Source organism: Nonomuraea sp. NPDC003804 (genome assembly GCF_040610675.1).
Taxonomy (GTDB): Bacteria; Actinomycetota; Actinomycetes; order Streptosporangiales; family Streptosporangiaceae; genus Nonomuraea.
This window is the reverse complement of sequence record NZ_JBEXMT010000040.1, coordinates 1-17,059: the sequence shown is the minus strand read 5'-3', so window position 1 is coordinate 17,059 and position 17,059 is coordinate 1. Positions and strand designations below refer to the sequence as shown.

Genomic DNA, 17,059 nt, shown 5'->3' with positions numbered 1-17,059 from the left:
GAACGATCCCAAGCCCAGGGCCAGGTGACCTCCGCATTCGGACCCGACGAGACGCTCCTGCCACAAGCCCCCGAGACTCGCCAGCGCCCTTCACATACATCCACACGAGGCGTCCGAGACGGCATCACTCCTCGTAGCCGCCCCACCCGATCCCCCGTCAAATCCCCACGCACAGACCAACCCGCCGAACCATCCGCGCCCGCGCCACCCACCGCCAGTCACGCACATGTGAGGCCGCCGGCAAAGGACCCTCCATCACCCGCTTCACAGGTACGACAGAGCCCACCAATCAGATGTCAACGACGGCCGAATTCTGACCCCCTGACGACGGTTGAATCTTGACCCCCTGATGTTGTCGTTAGCTATTGCTCGTGCTCGGATCGGGCCGGTGGAACCCGGCCCAGGTCGCGGTTCTTCAGCCGGTAGCTGTCTCCCTTCAGTGAGATCACTTCGGCGTGGTGGACGAGGCGGTCGATCATGGCGGCGGCGACCACGTCGTCGCCGAATACCTCGCCCCAGCGGCCGAAGGGCTTGTTGCTGGTGACGATCAAGCTGGCGCGTTCGTAGCGGCTGGAGACCAGCTGGAAGAACAGGTTGGCGGCCTCGGGCTCGAACGGGATGTAGCCCACCTCGTCCACGATCAGGACCGGGATGCGGGCCAGCTTGACCAGCTCGTCTTGCAGTTTGCCGGCGGCGTGCGCGTCGGCCAAGCGGGCCACCCACTCGGCCGCGGTGGCGAAGGCGACCCGATGCCCGGCCTGGCAGGCCCGGATCCCCAACGCGATCGACAGATGCGTCTTGCCGGTGCCGGGCGGGCCGAGGAAGACCACGTTCTCCCGGGCGGTGACGAAGTCCAGCGTGCTCAGATGAGCGATGGCCTCGCGTTTGAGCGAGCGCTGGTGGTCGTAGTCGAAGTCTTCGAGGGCTTTGCGGGCAGGGAAGCGGGCGGCGCGGATGCGAGCCTCGCCGCCGTGGGAGTCGCGGGCGGCCACCTCGCGTTGCAGGCAGGCAGCCAGGAACTCCTCATGCGTCCAGGACTCGGTGCGGGCCCGTTCGGCCAGCCGTTCGACGGCGGCTGCCAGCGACGGTGCCTTCAGCACCCGGGTCAGGTAGGCCAGCTCGGCGGCCACGTTGCGGCCACCCGGGGCAGCCGTCGACGCGGTGGCGGCTCTGGTGGTTCGTGCAGGCATCACGCCACCGTCTCGATGCCGAGCAGAGCGTCGTAGTCGCTGAGCTGGCGTTGTTCCACCTCGGTGTCCATTGGCGTGGCCACGGCCTGCAGCCGGGCCGCGCGCAGCGCCGCCGCGGCCCTGGCATGGACGGGGTCGGTGAGTGTCTGGTGCACGTCCCAGCAACGCTCGTGCCGGGCCACCACCTGCCCCGCGCAAGTCACCGTGACGTGTTCCAGGTCGGCGACGACCTCGACCAGGCGGCCGATCGCGGACGGGTGAACGGAGTAGTCGTTGGAGGCGACGCGCACGTAGTGATCGCGCGCCAGCCGGGTCGCGCTGCGCCAGCCCACGGTCGGCGGCACTGGCGGCAACGCGACCATCGCCGCCCGATCCGCGCCGATCCGGTCAGCCGGTCGGCAGTCCAGGCGTCGATGATGGCGGTGGTTGGCCCGCTGCAGCCAACCCTCGAGCTGGGCGTTGAAGTCGTGCGGGCCGGTGAAGGCGCGGCCCGGCAGGAATGAAGTCTCCAGATAGCCGTTGGCCCGCTCAACCAACCCTTTGGCTTCTGGATCGGCCGGCCGGCACTGCAGGATGCGGGCGCCGAGGGTGCCGCGGAAGGCCTCGGCGTCTTGGGTGAGCTGCGGGCGGCCGCCCTTCCATGCCCCGATGGCGCCCTCGTTGTCCCACACCAGCGTCTTCGGGGTGGCGCCGAGCAGGGACAGCAGCGCCCACATCCCGGCGAACAGATCCCCCGCCGCGCGGGAAGGCAGCATCCGGGCCAGTAGCCAGCGCGAGTAGCCGCAGACCAGGACCAGCACCGGCAGGCTCATCCCCCGGTCGGGGCCGACCGGGATACGCGCCGGGGGGAACCATAGATCGCATTGGGCCAGCTCGCCCGGCTGGTAGCTGGTCCGCGAGGCTGGATCGACGGGTCGGTATTCCGGCCGGATCTGCCGGATGCGGTCCTTCAGCACGGTCATCGACCGCTGCCAACCGATCCGCTCGGCGATCACCGTGGCCGGCATGTCCGGCCACTGCCGAAGCAGCTGGCGGATCTGCGGTTCTACCGCGTCCACGATCGACTTCTTACCCGGCCGTTGATACTTCGGCGGCTCCTCGGCCGCCAACGCCCGCCGCACCGTGTTCCTGGCGATGCCCAGATGCCGTGCGATCGCTTTGATCGGCATGCCCTCGGCCCGGTGCAACCGGCGGATCTCCGCCCAGTCCTCCACCTTGATCACCCTCCAGAGTGAACTGCAAGGGGGGTCAGACTTCGGCCGTCGCCTGGGGGTCAGTATTCACGCGTCGTCGACATCAGACGTCTCCAACGACCGATCCTCGCGCGCAGCCGATCCTGCCCGCCACCCCACCTCAGCCGCCCACCGCCGACACCCACAGACGCGCCCACCGGAGCCCACCAAGTAACGACCCGAAATCACATGGCCTAGCGCCCGTTCACCAGCCGGGGACGCCTCACTGACCAACCGTCGCCAGCCACCAGTCCACCGTCGCCAGCCACCAGTCCTCGCACAGCCGAGTCCCCGCCAACCACCCATCCCCGGCTACCTACCGTCAGCCACGCACAGACGAGCTCACCAACGGACTGGCCTGATCCACCTGACCAAACACCGGTTTCACGCGCGCGGATGAGCCTGCCGGTAAGCCGCCCGAAGCCGCTCGATCGACACGTGCGTGTAGATCTGCGTCGTGTTCAACGAGGCGTGACCCAGCAGCTCCTGCACGCTCCGCAGATCTGCCCCACCCTCCAGCAGGTGCGTGGCTGCCGTGTGCCGCAAGCCGTGCGGTCCCATGTCCGGCACCCCGTCGACGCCTCCCAGCCGGGCGTGGACGATCCGCCGTACGGTGCCCGCGTCCAGCCGTCCACCGCGCACCCCGAGGAACAGCGCCGGGCCGGTTCCCTCCCTGATCCAGAGCGGACGCCCGTGCACGCACCACCGGTCCACCGCTCGCAGCGCGGGCAGCCCGAACGGCACGGTCCGTTCCTTTCGTCCCTTGCCGAGAACGCGGATCGCGTTCCGGTCCCTGTCGATGTCGTCAACGTCCAGCGCGCACAGCTCGCTCACCCTGACACCAGTCGCGTACAGGAGCTCCAAGACCGCCTGGTCCCGTAGGTCTTTGGGCTCGCTCGACTGCGGCGGCACGTCCAGGACGGCCTGCGCCTGCTCTTGATCGAGTACGGCGGGCAGCGACCTCGCCGCCTTCGCACTGCCCAGGAGCAGGCCGGGATCGTCAGGCAACCATCCGCGCCTATGCGCGAAGGCCGTGAACGTGCGCACGCATGCCGTACGCCGCGCCAGAGTCGCCCGCGACAGACCTGCGGCGTGCTGCTCGGCCAGCCACTCGCGCAGCGCCGCCGTATCGAGCCCGGCCATCCCGAGGTCCAGGTGCGCGAGCAAGGAGGCTATGTCGGACAGGTAGGCACGAACGGTGTGCGGCGAAAGATCCCGTTCGAAGCGCAGATGCCTCTCGAACTCGGCCAGTACCTCGTCGCCGTCTGTCATACCGCCGCTCCCTCACCAGGCTGGCCTGGAATGCCTCAGCCCGTGTTTCTTGTGCCCTCGCCTGCCATCCATGATCCCCCTTCACCGCGGACATACCCGGCTGGCCCTCCGCTTGCCTTGCGAGGGCCGCTCATCACCGGTGACTTGCCTTGCGAGGGCCGTTCATCACTGGCGACGGTGTCCGCGCGCCCTGAGCGCACTTCTCCGTCGGCACGGCCGCCACCGAGCTCCGTCACACCAGCGAAGGCAACCCCAACGACCGTCACCGGCGGCCTGCAGCTCCAAGCGCCGCGTCCGTCACCGCCGCAGCCGTCATCACGGTTGGCCTCTGCGCAGTCTCCAGCCCTTGGGGACACGTTCCACGTAGCCGGCTGCGGCGAGGCCGCCCAGGCAGCTCAACGCCGTGGTCAGATCGACTCCGCCCGAGACCGCGATCGAGGCGGGCCCCGCGCCCCCACGGCTCGGGACGGCGTCGAGGACGCGCCGGGTGGGCTCGTTCAGCGCGTCGCGGGGCAGCACGGGCCCGCGGACCGGCACCGCGATGTCGTCGCCGATCAGACCGACCAGCTCGATCAGCTCTTCGGGCGTGGTGACGCAGACGGCGTTGCGGTCGCGGATCAGCTTGTGGCAGCCGATCGACATCTCGGAGGTGATCGGGCCTGGCAGCGCGGCCAGATATCTGCCGAGAGAGACCGCGTGTCCCGCCGTGTTGAGCGCGCCGCTGCGGATGGCGGCCTCGACGACGAGCGTTCCCCGGGACAGAGCGGCGATCAACCGGTTGCGGATGAGGAAGCGCGCTCTTGTGGGATGCACGCCGGGAGGGCACTCGCTCACCACGGCGCCCTTTTCGCGTATCGCCGCGAACAGCTCGTGGTGGCCGCTCGGGTAGCAGATGTCGGTGCCGCAGGCGAGAACAGCGATGGTCGGAGCGTCGCCGACCAGGGCTCCGCGGTGCGCGGCCCCGTCGATGCCGTACGCGCCGCCTGAGACGACGGTCCATCCCGCCTCGCTGAGCGCGACACCGAACTCTGCCGCGACGTGTACGCCGTACGCGGTGGCGGCCCGCGCCCCGACCATGGCCACCGAACGCAGGCAAGAGAAGCGCAGGTCGGCCGAGCCGTGCACCCACAGGCCGAGTGGGCGGCTGTGCCCGAGCGCGTCGAGCTGGGTGGGCCACTCGGTCGAGCCTGGGATGACGAGTCGCGCGCCGGTGCGATGCCCTGTTTCGAGGTCCGCGGCTGGATCAGCGATCTCCAGGCGAGCATGCCAGGCCTGGAAGCGCCGGTGGAGTTCGGCGACACGGGTCGGCCCGTGGTCGTGGAGCCTTTCGCCGGCGACGAAGTCCTCGGGCAGGGCACCTTTGCGGATGGCCTCAACGGCTGCGCCGGGCCCCTGCGAGCGGACGAGACGGCCCATGACGGGATCGCCGACGTCCGCTGCGCGCATGAGTGCCGCCCTGGCCAGGGTCTCTTGGCGGTCAGCGTGCGCGATCGGGGGCTGCGGATGCGCGCATGTATGGGGTGAGGCTGGCCCGGCGGCGGCCGGCAGTGGGCTGCCTTCTGACATGCCGTCCGGTGTCTGGTCGCCGAGTGGGGGTGTCACGAGTACGGCAGGCGTCGCGTCCGCTTCCTTGAAACCAGGCGCTTCCTCGTGGCACGGCGCTTCTTTCCAGCGTGGCCCTTCCTCGGAGTACGACACTTCGCCTTCGCGTGGCCCTTCCTCGGAGCGCAACACTTCCCCCGAGCTCGGCGCTTCCCCCGAGCACGGTGCTTCCCCGCAACAGGGCAGTCCCTGGGAGCACGATGTTTCCTGTGGGCGTGCCACGAGTTCCGCGTGACTCGCAGTAACGGAAGCGGTCATCGGTTGCGGGGGCTGGTCGTCCGTAGTGGGGGAAGTCCTGGCGGACTGGGATTCGGGTGTTACCGGGACGGCGTGCTGGCCGGCGTTGGGTGGGGATGGGGGCGTGGCGTCCAGGCCGCCAGACGACGGCGGAGTCGCGGGAAGCGTGTCCGTCCCCGCAGGATGGGATGCCGGTGTGGGACACGACGAATCGTTCGGCAGCGCGGCGTCTGACAGTGTGCGCTCGGTCGAGGGTGGGAGCGTCGAACCTCCAGGGGTGCGAGCAGGCGGGCCAAGGGGCGTGAGCTCTGGTGATGTTCCGCCGGATGGCCGCGTGAGATTCGGCCGCGGTCCTCCGGATGGCCGTGTGGAATCTGACCACGTCCCCACGGATGGCTGCGTATGGTCGGGCTGCGTTCCCTCGGATGGCAGCGTGAGATCTGGCCACGTTCCCTCGGATGGCCGCGCAAGGTCCGGCCACGTTCCCTCGGATGGCCGCGCAAGGTCCGGCCACCTTGCCCCGGATGGCCGCGTGAGATCTGGCCACGGCTCCTCAGATGGCGTGGGGGCTGTCGGTGTGTGGGCACATGACGGTGATGTGGATGGCGCGGGGACTGTGGGTGTGTGGGCATGTGGCGCTGATGCGGTCGGGGTGGGGTTCGGTGGTGGTGAGGGCTCGGGCGGCTCACGCCACACCGGATCGGTCGAGAGTGGCCTGCTTGGCGCCTCTTCGTCGCGACGGGTCCGCGAGGGGTCCTCGCCGTCCGGGGTCGAGAGGGTGGGGCTGCTCATGTCGGCGTACTCCCTGGTGGTGTGGGTGGAAGTGCCGGAGAGCGTCGCTGCTACCGGCAGGATGACGCTCCGGATGGCGTGGGGTGGGCTCAGCGGGCCCGTGTGACGAGGTGGCGGTGTTGCTGCAGTGGCGGTGTTGCTGCAGTGGCGGTGGTGCCCGCTAACCGCAGCTGGCGCGGGGCGACTTCAGGACGGCGGCGGAAGGTGTCAGCCGACGCCGAGCCACATGGCCAGGGCGGCAGCCGTCTCGTCGGCTCCAGGACGGTTTTTGCCGGCGAGGTCCGTGATCGTCCAAGCCACCCGTACGACACGGTCGAGCCCGCGGGCGCTGAGTGAGCCCGAGTCGAGGCAGGCCGTCATCGGGCGCATGGCATGGTCGGACGGACGGAAGTCGGAGTGGAGAGCCGCTGAGGGGATCTCGGCGTTCGTTCGCCAGGGGGTGTCGGCCAGGCGTTCGGCGGCACGTTCGCGGGCGAGCCTGACGCGTTCGGCGACGACCTTGCTGGTCTCGACGAACTGGCGGTCGGCCATGAGCTCACGCCGGCTGGAGCGGGCCACTGTGATCTTCATGTCGATGCGGTCGAGGAGCGGTCCGGACAGCCTGGCAAGGTAGCGGCGCCGTACGGCGGGCGAACAGCGGCAGGACTCGCCCGAGCCGGCTGGTTGGGCGCACGGGCACGGGTTGGCCGCCAGGACCAGCGTGAACTTCGCCGGGAAGGTGACGGTGCCCACCGATCGTGACACGGTCACCTTCCCCGCTTCCAACGGCTGGCGCAACGAATCCAGGACGTGTCTCGGGAATTCCGGCGCCTCGTCGAGGAAGAGGGTGCCGCGGTGGGCGAGGGAGACGGCGCCAGGGCGGACCACGCTGCTGCCGCCGCCGACGACCGAGGCGATGCTCGCCGTGTGGTGAGGGTTCACGAACGGCGGGCGGCTGATCATCGGGCTGTCGGGCGGCAGGACTCCGGCGATCGAGTGGATGGCGGTGACCTCCAGGGCGTGGTCGATCTCGAGGTCGGGCAGGAGCGTGGGCAGGCGTTCGGCCAGGAGCGTCTTGCCCGTGCCGGGCGGGCCGAGCATCCAGAGGTTGTGGCCTCCGGCGGCGGCCACTTCGAGGGCGCGGCGGCCCAACGGCTGCCCGACCACGTCGGACAGGTCGACACCGGGGTCCGGGCCGGTGAGCGGACCGCTTGAGGCGGCGCCCACGGCGTATCCGGACGAGGACGGCGTGCCGTCGTCTGAGGTGGCGTCCGGCGAGTGATCGGCGAGCGTGTGTGCGGAGCCGCCGGATGGACGGGACACGCCTGACGATGTGGGGCGGAGGCGGTGCTGCTCGTGTGCATGCCGTACGGAAGACGCGTCTGTTGCAGGTGTGGGGTCGGGGGGCGGGATGTAGCGGGGTGGCGCGTCGCCTCGGCGCAACCATTCCACGAGCTGGCGCAGGTCGGTGATGGGCACCACGGTGGCGTCGGGGACGAGGGCGGCTTCGGCGGCGTTCGCGGCGGGGACGACCACGGTGGCGCCGCCGCTGCGCACCGCGCCGAGCACCGAGGGGAGCACGCCTCGAATGGCGCGCAGCCGTCCGTCGAGCCCCAGTTCGCCGAGGAAGAACGGCTCCGCGATCCGGTCGGCCGGTACGGCGCCCGCCGCGCCCAGGATCGCGATGGCGATGGCCAGGTCGAACTGGCTTCCACGCTTGGGGAGGCTGGCAGGGAAGAGGCTGACGGTGATGCGGGCGTCCGGCCAGGGGTAGTGGCTGTTGACCATCGCTGAGCGCACCCGGTCGCGGGCCTCGCTCAGCGCGGTGTCGGGCAGGCCGATGAGGTGGATGCCGGCCAGGCCGCTGCCGACGTCGGCCTCGACCTCGACGCTGCGGCCGGCGACGCCGATGAGGGTGACGCTACGGGTGCGCGCGACCGCCATCTAGATCGCCCCCTGTACATGGCGCAGCGCGAAGTCGCCGCCGATCCGTTCCAGGGCGATGACGTCGACGCGGACGGAGTCGAAGCCGCGGGACTGGGCGGCCAGCCACGTGGCGGCGAGCATGCGCAGGCGGGCCAGCTTGGCGGGGCGGACAGCCTCCAGCGCGGTGCCGTGGGTGCGGCCCGACCTGGTTTTGACTTCGATGACCACGAGGTTCGTGCCGTCTACCGCGAGGACGTCGATCTCGCCGTGGCGGCAGCGCCAGTTTCGGTCGAGGATCTGCAGGCCCTTGGCGCGCAGGTAGTCGACGGCGATCTGCTCGCCTTGTTTGCCCAGCTCGTCTTTGGATGACATGGGATCACCTCCGGGGGTGACTCTTCCGGAGGGTGGGTGGGGTGGAAGGAGGCGAACGGGGTTCTGTGGATGGGGCGGCGGGGCGGTGACCGGGGTGTGGATAACGGAGGCTTGTCGGGGGGTGTCCGGGAGTTCTGGAGCCGGGGCGGAGTGAAGGGATGAGGGCGGTGACGGTCTGGTCGAGCGGCCCCTGCGCGGGTTGGGGACTAGCAGAGCGGCCCCTGCGCAGGGCGGGACTGGCAGAGAGGCGCGGGCGGACAGTCCATGGGGGCGGGCGGACTGCTGGAAGTCCCCAAGCACGGGCAGATGACGGGCACGTTGGCCGGCGGGACCAGCGGGTGGCCTGGAGGGCCCCGGGCCAGGGGCTCAGGGGTCGAAGCCAGCAGGCGACCGGTCGGTCGGGGCCTGCGAGCGGCCCGTTCCTCGGGCGTCGGCAGGTGACCGGCCGGTCCGGGTCAGCGGTGCGGGCGGGTGGGCAAGGGCTCCATCGTGGCGAGCGAACGGTGGCCGGTGCCGGGTGAGGTGCCCGCCGGGCATGTGTCATCCGCCAGCCGGAGAGGGGGTACAGCGCTTCCGGCACGCTGGAGCACAGACCGGGTCCTGACGCTTCGCAGGCGAGAGGCCGCTGGATCGATCGACAGATGGCAGGAGATGTTCCGGTATTCACGGGGGTCTCGAGGGCCGCGAACGTCGGGAAGAGGCCACCATCCTGGGCCCGCATCCACCCGTAGAGCGCCACAGCCGTTTACCCGAGAGGGCCGGACCCTGGCCGCGCGCGAGGATCGGGCGCCATCTCTCAGACACCCGCCACCCACCAAGAGCGACACCTCAGAAACCCGCCGCCCACGGAAAGCGACCCCATCTCGCCCGCCCGGGAAAGACGACACCGCCTCCAGACCCTGGCCTCCCCCGAGGACCCGCGCCATCTCTCAGACACCCGCCACCACCAGGAGCGACACCTCTGAGAGCCGCCGCCCGCGGGAAGCGGCTCCATCTCGGCCGCCCGGGGAAGGCGACACCGCCTCTCGAACCTCCCCCGATGTGCGGCAGCCAGGGGTCGTCGGCCGCCTAGCCCGAGAAGCCCTCCTTGGGCATCTCCAGGTCCGACTTGGCGAGTTCCTCGACGTTCACATCCTTGAACGTCACCACCCGTACATTCTTAACAAACCGTGCAGGCCGGTACATATCCCAAACCCAAGCATCCTGCATCTTCACGTCGAAGAACACGTCCCCGTTCTCCGCCGTCCGCACGTCGAGATCCACCGAATTCGTCAGATAGAACCGCCGCTCGGTCTCGACGACATACGTGAACAGCCCGACCACATCACGGTATTCGCGGTAAAGCTGCAGCTCCATCTCGGTTTCGTATTTCTCGAGATCCTCTGCGCTCATCCCGGTCCTCCAGCCTGATCAGGCAACTCCTGCCCCCACTCCATTCTCCCCCACGAAAGTCCGTGACACCGTCACGAAGGAGAAGCGGTGGTGGGAGCACGGCCCGTGCGCGCGCAACGCCCGCCGATGGGCCGGAGTCACATACCCCTTGTGCTCCGCGAAGCCGTACTCGGGAAAGTCCGAGGACAGCTCCGTCATGATCCTGTCCCGCGTCACCTTCGCCACGATGGACGCGGCGGCGACGCAGGCCGCTACCTGGTCCCCCTTCCACACGGCCAGCGACGGCGCGGGCAGCCCGGGCACCGGGAAGCCGTCGGTGAGGATGTATCCGGGAACCATCGGCAACCGCGCCACCGCCCGCCGCATTCCCGCGACGTTGCACTTGTGCAGTCCGCGCGCGTCGATCTCGGCCGGGGGGATCACGATGACGGCGACCTCGGCCGAGGCCATGACCTTGTCGTAGAGTGCCGACCGCGTCTCGGGCGTCAGCAGCTTGGAGTCGGCCAGCCCGGGGATCTCCCGCCGGAGGATGACGGCCGCCACCACCAGGGGCCCCGCACAGGCTCCCCTGCCCGCCTCGTCGACTCCGGCGATCGGGGTCAACCCCCTGCGCGCCAGCGCCCGCTCGTAGGCGTAGAGCCCGGAATCGCGCCGGACAACGCTAGGACGTGGTCGAAACATGACACACGCAGCGTACGCCTCATCCGCGACTCACCGCACCTTGTCGAAGATCTCGGGCCGGCTGAGGATCGTGGCGTGCGAGAGCGGCCAGTAGATGGCCCATGCCCGGCCGATCACCTGGTCCTCGGAGATCCAGTCACCGGCTTCGCGCACGTGGGTCCTGGAGTCGACGGAGGCGGAGCGGTGGTCGCCCATGAGCCAGAGCTTGCCCTGGGGCACGGTGTAGGAGAACTTCTCCCCCGAGGGGAAGTCGTCGGGGAACAGGTAGTTCTCGTCGAGCGGAATCCCGTTGACCGTGATGCGCTTCTTGGCGTCACAGCACGCGACCTTGTCGCCGCCGACCGCGATGACCCGCTTGATGGTGTCTTCGCCGTTCCAGCCCTCGAAGACCACGATGTCGCCGCGCTCGCTGGCGCCGTGGAGCTTGTTGACGCTCACCCGGTCACCGATCCTGAGCGTGTTCTCCATCGATTCGGAGGGGATGTAGAACGACCGCACGACGAACGCCTGCAGCAGCAGCGCCACGCCGACGCCCAGCGCGATCAGGAAGAGCGTCTCCCTGAGCCCGCCTTTGCGCTTGTTGCTCTCTTCAACTGCCATGGGGGTACGGCTACCGCCTCGCAAGCCAGCGTCGGCGCAGCCAGAACAGCGGCAGGGAGCCCGCGAGTCCGGCCAGGGCCGGTGCGGCCCCCTCCAGAGCGCCGACGGGCTGCGCGAACGTTTCGGGGATGGACAGGGTCGTGGCCCTGGACAGGGGCCAGATGATGACGAAGGCCCGGCCGATGACCTGGTCGACAGGGATCGAGCCGCCACCGGGGCCGGAGGTGTGCTCGCGGGAGTCGAGCGAGACCTGCCGGTGGTCGCCCATCACCCAGAGCCGTCCTTCGGGCACCTTGGCCGTGAAGAAGTTCTGGGAGGGCACGTTGCCAGGATAGAGGTAAGTGGATTCGTCCAGCGCGACGCCGTTGACCGTGACGCGCCCCTTGACGTCGCAGCACGCGACGGTGTCGCCGCCCACCCCGATGACTCTCTTGATGTAGTCCTTGGTGCCCGGCACGACGCCGACGGCGGTGCCCAGCCACTGGAGGGCGGCGGCGACGGGATGGGCGGGCGGCGGGGCGGGGGCGGCCGGGTCCCACGAGCCGGTGCCGGAGAAGACGACGACGTCGCCGCGCTCGACGTCGCGCGTGTGGTACACGACCTTGTTGACCAGGACCCTGTCGTTGGTCAGCAGGGTGTTCTCCATCGACTCCGACGGGATGTAGAACGCCTGGAGCACGAAGGTCTTGACGATCAGAGCCAGCGCCAACGCCATGACCACGAGCACCGGGAGTTCTTTCCAGAACGACCCTTTTTTCCTGGCGGACGCGTCCGCCGTGTTCCGGCTCTCGCTTTTCATCGCTGATGAGCCTAGATGAAGGCCATACCCCACGGAGGGCACACGCGCCCCTGGGTCGCCTCACCTGAAGGAAATGCCCGCGCAAAGCGCCACGGCCCCGTGACCTGCTGGTCACGGGGCCGTGGGGCGAGGACTCACTTGCCGGCGGGCACGCTGTCACGCTTCTCGCGGATGCGGGCGGCCTTGCCGCGCAGGTCGCGCATGTAGTAGAGCTTGGCGCGACGGACGTCACCGCGGGTGACGAGGGTGATCTTCTCGATGACCGGGCTGTGGACCGGGAAGGTGCGCTCGACGCCGACGCTGTAGCTGATCTTGCGGACCGTGAAGGTCTCGCGGGCGCCACTGCCCTGGCGGCGGAGCACGAAGCCCTTGAAGACCTGGACGCGGGAGCGGTTGCCTTCAACCACTCGGACGTGCACCTCGAGCGTGTCACCGGGGCGGAAGGCCGGGACGTCGCTGCGCAGGGTGGCCTTCTCGAGCTCCTGGATCTTCGTGTGCATGAGAGCGTTTCCTCAACGTTTCGCGAGCATGCGGAGGTCCACCCGGCAGCGCCATGGCGCTGCGACGAGGGGGACACGCCTGCTGGTTGGATGAATCAGGTGGCCGACGGCGGGCACACCAGCGATTCAGTCTGCCACATCTTCCGGCTCGGCGCGAAACGAGAGCAGCAGCTCACGGTCGTGCTTGTCGAAGTCGGCGGCGTCGAGCGCCTCGACCAGGTCGGGCCGGTTCCTCATCGTACGGCGCAGCGCCTCGTCCCTGCGCCATCTGGCCACCTTGCCGTGGTGTCCGGACAGCAGCACGTCGGGCACCTGGCGTCCGCGCCAGACCGGCGGCTTGGTGTAGACGGGCCCCTCCAGCAGGTTGCGCATCGCGCCGGGGGCGAAGGAGTCGTCGACCGCGGAGTGGGCGTTGCCGAGCACGCCGGGCAGCAGCCTGCCGATCGCCTCGACCATGACCAGGACGGCCACCTCGCCGCCCGCCAGGACGTAGTCGCCGATGCTGACCTCGTCGACGCGCAGGCGCGTGCCGTACTCGGCCATGACGCGGGAGTCGATGCCCTCGTAGCGGCCGCAGCAGAACAGCAGCCACGGCTCGTGGGCCAGTTCCTGGGCCAGTTCCTGGGTGAAGGGGCGGCCGCTCGGGGTGGGCACCACCATGCGGGGCGCGCCGTCGCCGATGATCGAGTCGATCGCCTCGCCCCAGACCTCCGGCTTCATGACCATGCCGGGGCCGCCGCCGTAGGGGGTGTCGTCGACGGTCTTGTGGACGTCGTGGGTCCAGTCGCGCAGCTGGTGCAGCCGCACGTCGAGAGTGCCGCGCTCACGCGCCTTGCCGATGAGGGAGACGTCGAGCGGGGAGAAGTACTCGGGGAAGATCGAGACGATGTCGAGCCTCATGACAGCAGGCCCTCCGGCGGATCGATGACGATCCTGCCCCCGGCCGGGTCGACCTCGGGCACGAGCGCCTTGACGAACGGGACGAGGACCTCGTCGGCGCCCGCGCGCCGGACGACGAGGAGGTCCTGGCCGTGGTGGAGGACGTCGGTGACCTCGCCGACCGGCTCGCCTGCGACGGTGACGACGGACAGCCCGATCAGCTGGTGGTCGTGGAACTCGTCGGGGTCGTCGGAGGGCGGCACGTCTGCCGAGTCGATGACCAGCATGGTGTCGCGCAGGTCTTCGGCCGCCTCGCGGGAGGAGACGCCCTCGAAACGCACCAGCAGGATGCCCTTGTGCCAGCGGTGACCGGTGACCGACAGCGGCCCGCGCGCGGCGGGCTCGGTGGCCAGGGACGATCCCGGGGCGAAGCGCAGGTCAGGATCGTCGGTGCGGACCTCGACGGTCACCTCGCCGCGCACCCCGTGGGGGCGGCCGATCCTGCCGACGACTAGCTGCACGTGTTCTACCTTCCACGAAAAACGGCCCCCACCGGCCAGGCCGGTGGGGGCGCGACACTCCTCGGTCAGCGGACGGTCTCGTGCAGGTCGAGCAGATCGACCCGCACGTACTTGCCGTCAGCCAGGGCGTTGATCACGGTGCGCAACGCCTTGGCCGTGCGGCCGCCGCGACCGATGACCTTGCCGAGGTCCTCGGGGTGGACCCGGACCTCGAGAACGCGCCCGCTGCGAATGCGGCGGGCACGGACCCGGACGTCGTCGGGATTCTCGACGATGCCCTTCACGAGGTGCTCCAGGGCCTCCTCAAGCATGTCAGGCCTCGGCCGGAGTCTCAGCGGACGCCTCAGCAGCGGGCTCCGCGGCCTCTTCCTTCTTCTTGGCCTTCTTCGGCGTGGTGGCGGAGGTGCCGGTGTCGCCACCGGACAGCGCCTCCTTGGCCGCGGCCTCGTAGACGGCGTGGCGGTCGGCCTTCGGCTCGGCGACCTTCAGCGGCTCAGGGGCGGGCTCGCCCTTGAACTTCTGCCAGTCGCCCGTGAGCTTGAGCAGCTTGAGAACCGGCTCGGTCGGCTGCGCGCCGACACCCAGCCAGTAAGCGGCGCGCTCGGCGTCGATCGTGATGAGCGAAGGGTTCTCCTTCGGGTGGTACAGGCCGATCTCCTCGATCGCCCGGCCGTCACGCTTGGTGCGGCTGTCGGCGACGACGATGCGGTACTGCGGGTTGCGGATCATGCCGAGCCGCTTGAGCTTGATCTTGACTGCCACTGGTGTGGTCTCTCCTGCATTAGAGCGTGGGTGAGCCTCGCCTCGCCGAGTGGGGCACGGCGGAGTGTCGGCCCGAGGGACAGGCGTGACCGGCGGGAGATGAGAGGGCACCCACCTGGTCACGGTGTTCCAACATGTCATTCTGCCAGATCCACGGCAGTGGCCGAACCCGACACGGACTTCAGCGGAAACTGACGCCCAGCTGCTGCAGCACGGTGAGGGCCGAGATGGCGAGCACGAGGACCGCGACGACCACTCGTGCCCGCTTGCCGAAGATCACTGCTGGCCCGGCAGCTTCAGCTTGGAGGGGTCGAAGCCCGGCGGCAGCTCCATGCCCTTGGGGAGCTGGCCCCCCAGCGCGCCGAGGTTGCCGAGCGCGCCGCCCACGGCGGGCTTCTCCTCGGCGGAGTTGGCCTTGCCCAGCGCCGCCTTGCGCGGGTCGCCGCTGATGCGCCGCCCCTTCTTGGCCTTCTTCTGCGCGGCCTTGGCCGCCTTGCCCCTGCCGCCCGGCATGCCGGGGATGCCCATGCCCCCCGCCATGCGCTTCATCATCTTCTGCGCCTCGAAGAAGCGGGTGACCAGGTTGTTGACCGCGGTCACGGACACGCCGGAGCCGTTCGCGATGCGCGCCCTGCGCGACCCGTTGATGATCTTCGGGTCCTGCCGCTCGGCGGGCGTCATCGAGCGGATGATGGCGGCGATGCGGTCGAGGTCGCGGTCGTCGATGGAGTTGATCTGGTCGCGCATCTGCCCCATGCCGGGCATCATGCCGAGCAGGTTCTTGATGGGCCCCATCTTCTGGACCATCTGCATCTGCTCGAGGAAGTCCTCGAGGGTGAAGTTCTCGCCCGAGGTGAGCTTGCCCGCCATCTTGGCGGCCTGCTCCTCGTCGAAGGTCTTCTGCGCCTGCTCGATCAGGGTGAGGATGTCACCCATGTCGAGGATGCGGGAGGCCATCCGGTCGGGGTGGAAGGCGTCGAAGTCCTCGAGCTTCTCACCCGTCGAGGCGAACATGATGGGTCTGCCGGTGATGTGGCGCACCGACAGGGCCGCGCCGCCTCTGGCGTCGCCGTCGAGCTTGGTGAGCACGACACCGTCGAAGCCGACGCCCTCCATGAAGGCCTGCGCGGTGGTGACCGCGTCCTGACCGATCATGGCGTCGACGACGAACAGGACCTCGTCGGGCGAGACCGCGTCGCGGATGTCGGCGGCCTGCTTCATCAGCTCCTGGTCGATGCCCAGGCGGCCGGCGGTGTCGATGATGACGATGTCGTGCTGGCGCTGCCTGGCGAAGTCGATGGACTCCCTGGCCACGGCGACGGGGTCGCCCACGCCGTTGCCGGGCTGCGGCGCGTAGACGGCGACCTGCGCCCGCTCGCCCACGACCTGCAGCTGGGTGACCGCGTTGGGCCGCTGCAGGTCGGCGGCGACCAGCATGGGCGCGTGCCCCTGGTCGCGCAGCCACTTGGCCAGCTTGCCGGCCAGCGTCGTCTTACCGGCGCCCTGCAGACCGGCCAGCATGACGACGGTCGGCGGCGTCTTGGCGTAGCGGAGCCTGCGGGTCTCCCCGCCCAGGATCGCGATCAGCTCGTCATTGACGATCTTGACGACCTGCTGGGCGGGGTTGAGCGCCTGGGAGACCTCGGCGCCGCGGGCCCGCTCCTTGACATGGGCGACGAAAGCCTTGACCACCGGCAGCGCGACGTCGGCCTCCAGCAGCGCGATGCGGATCTCGCGCGCCGTGGCGTCGATGTCGGCGTCGGACAGCCGACCCTTGGATCGGAGGGAGGAGAAGACCGATGTCAGCCGGTCGGAAAGCGTCTCGAACACGTGGTTGGCCAGTCCTCGAAGCGAATATGCGTGGTCTTGCGACTCAGCCTAACCGCTATTGGAGACCGGGGACGGCCATGCGGATGGTCAACGCGTGCTCCACCAGGGTGATCAGCGTGCTCTTGACCGAGTCGCGGGCGCGTGCGTCCAGCCTGACGATCGGGATGTGCTGCGACAGCGTGAGGGCGTCGCGCACCTCCTCCTCGGCGTGGACCTGCTGGCCGTCCCAGCCGTTCAGGCCGACGACGAACGGCAGCTTCGCCTCCTCGAAGTAGTCGATCGCGGGGAAGCTGTCGGCGAGCCTGCGGGTGTCGACCAGCACGACCGCGCCGATGGCGCCGCGCACCAGGTCGTCCCACATGAACCAGAACCGGTGCTGACCGGGCGTGCCGAACAGGTACAGGATCAGGTCCCTGTCCAGCGACACCCTGCCGAAGTCCATGGCCACCGTGGTGGTGGTCTTGTTCGGGGTGAGCGACACGTCGTCGATGTG

Annotated in this window: 17 protein-coding genes; all 17 read right to left on the bottom strand. The window is 69.5% G+C overall.

Features of this window, described 5'->3' with window-relative positions; translation table 11 throughout:
• Positions 1 to 362: 362 nt before the first annotated feature.
• Positions 363 to 1,190 (bottom strand): IS21-like element helper ATPase IstB, encoded by an 828-nt coding sequence (istB, locus tag ABZX22_RS39025; protein ID WP_354920118.1) that lies wholly within the window; start codon positions 1,188 to 1,190, stop codon positions 363 to 365.
• On the bottom strand, positions 1,190 to 2,413 hold the full coding sequence (gene istA, locus ABZX22_RS39020; RefSeq protein ID WP_354920115.1) for an IS21 family transposase: 1,224 nt from the start codon (positions 2,411 to 2,413) through the stop codon (positions 1,190 to 1,192). The genes istB and istA overlap by 1 nt, the downstream gene beginning before the upstream one ends.
• A 393-nt stretch (positions 2,414 to 2,806) precedes the next feature.
• Positions 2,807 to 3,694, bottom strand: coding sequence for a tyrosine recombinase XerC (locus ABZX22_RS39015; RefSeq protein ID WP_354920112.1), 888 nt, complete (start codon positions 3,692 to 3,694; stop codon positions 2,807 to 2,809).
• A gap of 315 nt (positions 3,695 to 4,009) precedes the next feature.
• The gene (dprA, locus tag ABZX22_RS39010) at positions 4,010 to 5,140 is read right to left on the bottom strand and encodes a DNA-processing protein DprA (RefSeq protein ID WP_354920109.1); all 1,131 of its coding nucleotides are present in this window, start codon (positions 5,138 to 5,140) and stop codon (positions 4,010 to 4,012) included.
• Between the two features lie 1,392 nt (positions 5,141 to 6,532).
• Positions 6,533 to 8,248 (bottom strand): ATP-binding protein, encoded by a 1,716-nt coding sequence (locus ABZX22_RS39005; RefSeq protein ID WP_354920106.1) that lies wholly within the window; start codon positions 8,246 to 8,248, stop codon positions 6,533 to 6,535.
• Positions 8,249 to 8,602 carry a YraN family protein gene (locus tag ABZX22_RS39000; protein WP_354920103.1) on the bottom strand — a complete coding sequence of 118 codons (354 nt, stop codon included), beginning with the start codon at positions 8,600 to 8,602 and terminating at the stop codon, positions 8,249 to 8,251.
• A 1,068-nt stretch (positions 8,603 to 9,670) separates the two neighbouring features.
• Positions 9,671 to 9,994 carry a DUF2469 domain-containing protein gene (locus tag ABZX22_RS38995; RefSeq protein WP_068895098.1) on the bottom strand — a complete coding sequence of 108 codons (324 nt, stop codon included), beginning with the start codon at positions 9,992 to 9,994 and terminating at the stop codon, positions 9,671 to 9,673.
• An 18-nt stretch (positions 9,995 to 10,012) separates the two neighbouring features.
• Positions 10,013 to 10,675 carry a ribonuclease HII gene (locus ABZX22_RS38990; protein WP_354920099.1) on the bottom strand — a complete coding sequence of 221 codons (663 nt, stop codon included), beginning with the start codon at positions 10,673 to 10,675 and terminating at the stop codon, positions 10,013 to 10,015.
• A gap of 30 nt (positions 10,676 to 10,705) precedes the next feature.
• Positions 10,706 to 11,275, bottom strand: coding sequence for a signal peptidase I (gene lepB, locus ABZX22_RS38985; RefSeq protein WP_354920096.1), 570 nt, complete (start codon positions 11,273 to 11,275; stop codon positions 10,706 to 10,708).
• 10 nt (positions 11,276 to 11,285) lie between these two features.
• Positions 11,286 to 12,074: a signal peptidase I gene (gene lepB / locus ABZX22_RS38980; protein ID WP_354920093.1), complete on the bottom strand. Its 789-nt coding sequence runs from the start codon at positions 12,072 to 12,074 to the stop codon at positions 11,286 to 11,288.
• Between the two features lie 134 nt (positions 12,075 to 12,208).
• Positions 12,209 to 12,574, bottom strand: coding sequence for a 50S ribosomal protein L19 (gene rplS / locus ABZX22_RS38975; protein ID WP_354920090.1), 366 nt, complete (start codon positions 12,572 to 12,574; stop codon positions 12,209 to 12,211).
• A gap of 126 nt (positions 12,575 to 12,700) precedes the next feature.
• A complete protein-coding gene (trmD, locus tag ABZX22_RS38970) occupies positions 12,701 to 13,474 on the bottom strand; it encodes a tRNA (guanosine(37)-N1)-methyltransferase TrmD (protein WP_354920087.1) in 774 nt (257 codons plus the stop codon).
• Positions 13,471 to 13,974 carry a ribosome maturation factor RimM gene (rimM, locus tag ABZX22_RS38965; protein WP_354920084.1) on the bottom strand — a complete coding sequence of 168 codons (504 nt, stop codon included), beginning with the start codon at positions 13,972 to 13,974 and terminating at the stop codon, positions 13,471 to 13,473. Before rimM ends, trmD begins: the two co-directional genes overlap by 4 nt.
• Before the next feature lie 65 nt (positions 13,975 to 14,039).
• Positions 14,040 to 14,285 (bottom strand): RNA-binding protein, encoded by a 246-nt coding sequence (locus ABZX22_RS38960; protein ID WP_354920081.1) that lies wholly within the window; start codon positions 14,283 to 14,285, stop codon positions 14,040 to 14,042.
• Position 14,286: 1 nt separating this feature from the next.
• Positions 14,287 to 14,736 (bottom strand): 30S ribosomal protein S16, encoded by a 450-nt coding sequence (gene rpsP / locus ABZX22_RS38955; RefSeq protein ID WP_354920078.1) that lies wholly within the window; start codon positions 14,734 to 14,736, stop codon positions 14,287 to 14,289.
• 276 nt (positions 14,737 to 15,012) lie between these two features.
• Positions 15,013 to 16,566, bottom strand: a complete 1,554-nt coding sequence (gene ffh, locus ABZX22_RS38950) for a signal recognition particle protein (protein WP_354920075.1) — start codon at positions 16,564 to 16,566, stop codon at positions 15,013 to 15,015.
• 55 nt (positions 16,567 to 16,621) lie between these two features.
• On the bottom strand, positions 16,622 to 17,059 hold a 438-nt coding region (locus ABZX22_RS38945), incomplete at its 5' end, for an ATP/GTP-binding protein (RefSeq protein ID WP_354920072.1).

Excerpts from the sequence above, each read along its gene's own strand:
- istB (WP_354920118.1), bottom strand. The coding sequence starts at position 1,190 with ATGCCTGCACGAACCACCAGAGCCGCCACCGCGTCGACGGCTGCCCCG.
- ABZX22_RS39015 (WP_354920112.1), bottom strand. The coding sequence starts at position 3,694 with ATGACAGACGGCGACGAGGTACTGGCCGAGTTCGAGAGGCATCTGCGC.
- dprA (WP_354920109.1), bottom strand. The coding sequence starts at position 5,140 with ATGCGCGCAGCGGACGTCGGCGATCCCGTCATGGGCCGTCTCGTCCGC.
- ABZX22_RS39005 (WP_354920106.1), bottom strand. The coding sequence starts at position 8,248 with ATGGCGGTCGCGCGCACCCGTAGCGTCACCCTCATCGGCGTCGCCGGC.
- ABZX22_RS39000 (WP_354920103.1), bottom strand. The coding sequence starts at position 8,602 with ATGTCATCCAAAGACGAGCTGGGCAAACAAGGCGAGCAGATCGCCGTC.
- ABZX22_RS38995 (WP_068895098.1), bottom strand. The coding sequence starts at position 9,994 with ATGAGCGCAGAGGATCTCGAGAAATACGAAACCGAGATGGAGCTGCAG.
- ABZX22_RS38990 (WP_354920099.1), bottom strand. The coding sequence starts at position 10,675 with ATGTTTCGACCACGTCCTAGCGTTGTCCGGCGCGATTCCGGGCTCTAC.
- lepB (WP_354920096.1), bottom strand. The coding sequence starts at position 11,275 with ATGGCAGTTGAAGAGAGCAACAAGCGCAAAGGCGGGCTCAGGGAGACG.
- lepB (WP_354920093.1), bottom strand. The coding sequence starts at position 12,074 with ATGAAAAGCGAGAGCCGGAACACGGCGGACGCGTCCGCCAGGAAAAAA.
- rplS (WP_354920090.1), bottom strand. The coding sequence starts at position 12,574 with ATGCACACGAAGATCCAGGAGCTCGAGAAGGCCACCCTGCGCAGCGAC.
- trmD (WP_354920087.1), bottom strand. The coding sequence starts at position 13,474 with ATGAGGCTCGACATCGTCTCGATCTTCCCCGAGTACTTCTCCCCGCTC.
- ABZX22_RS38960 (WP_354920081.1), bottom strand. The coding sequence starts at position 14,285 with ATGCTTGAGGAGGCCCTGGAGCACCTCGTGAAGGGCATCGTCGAGAAT.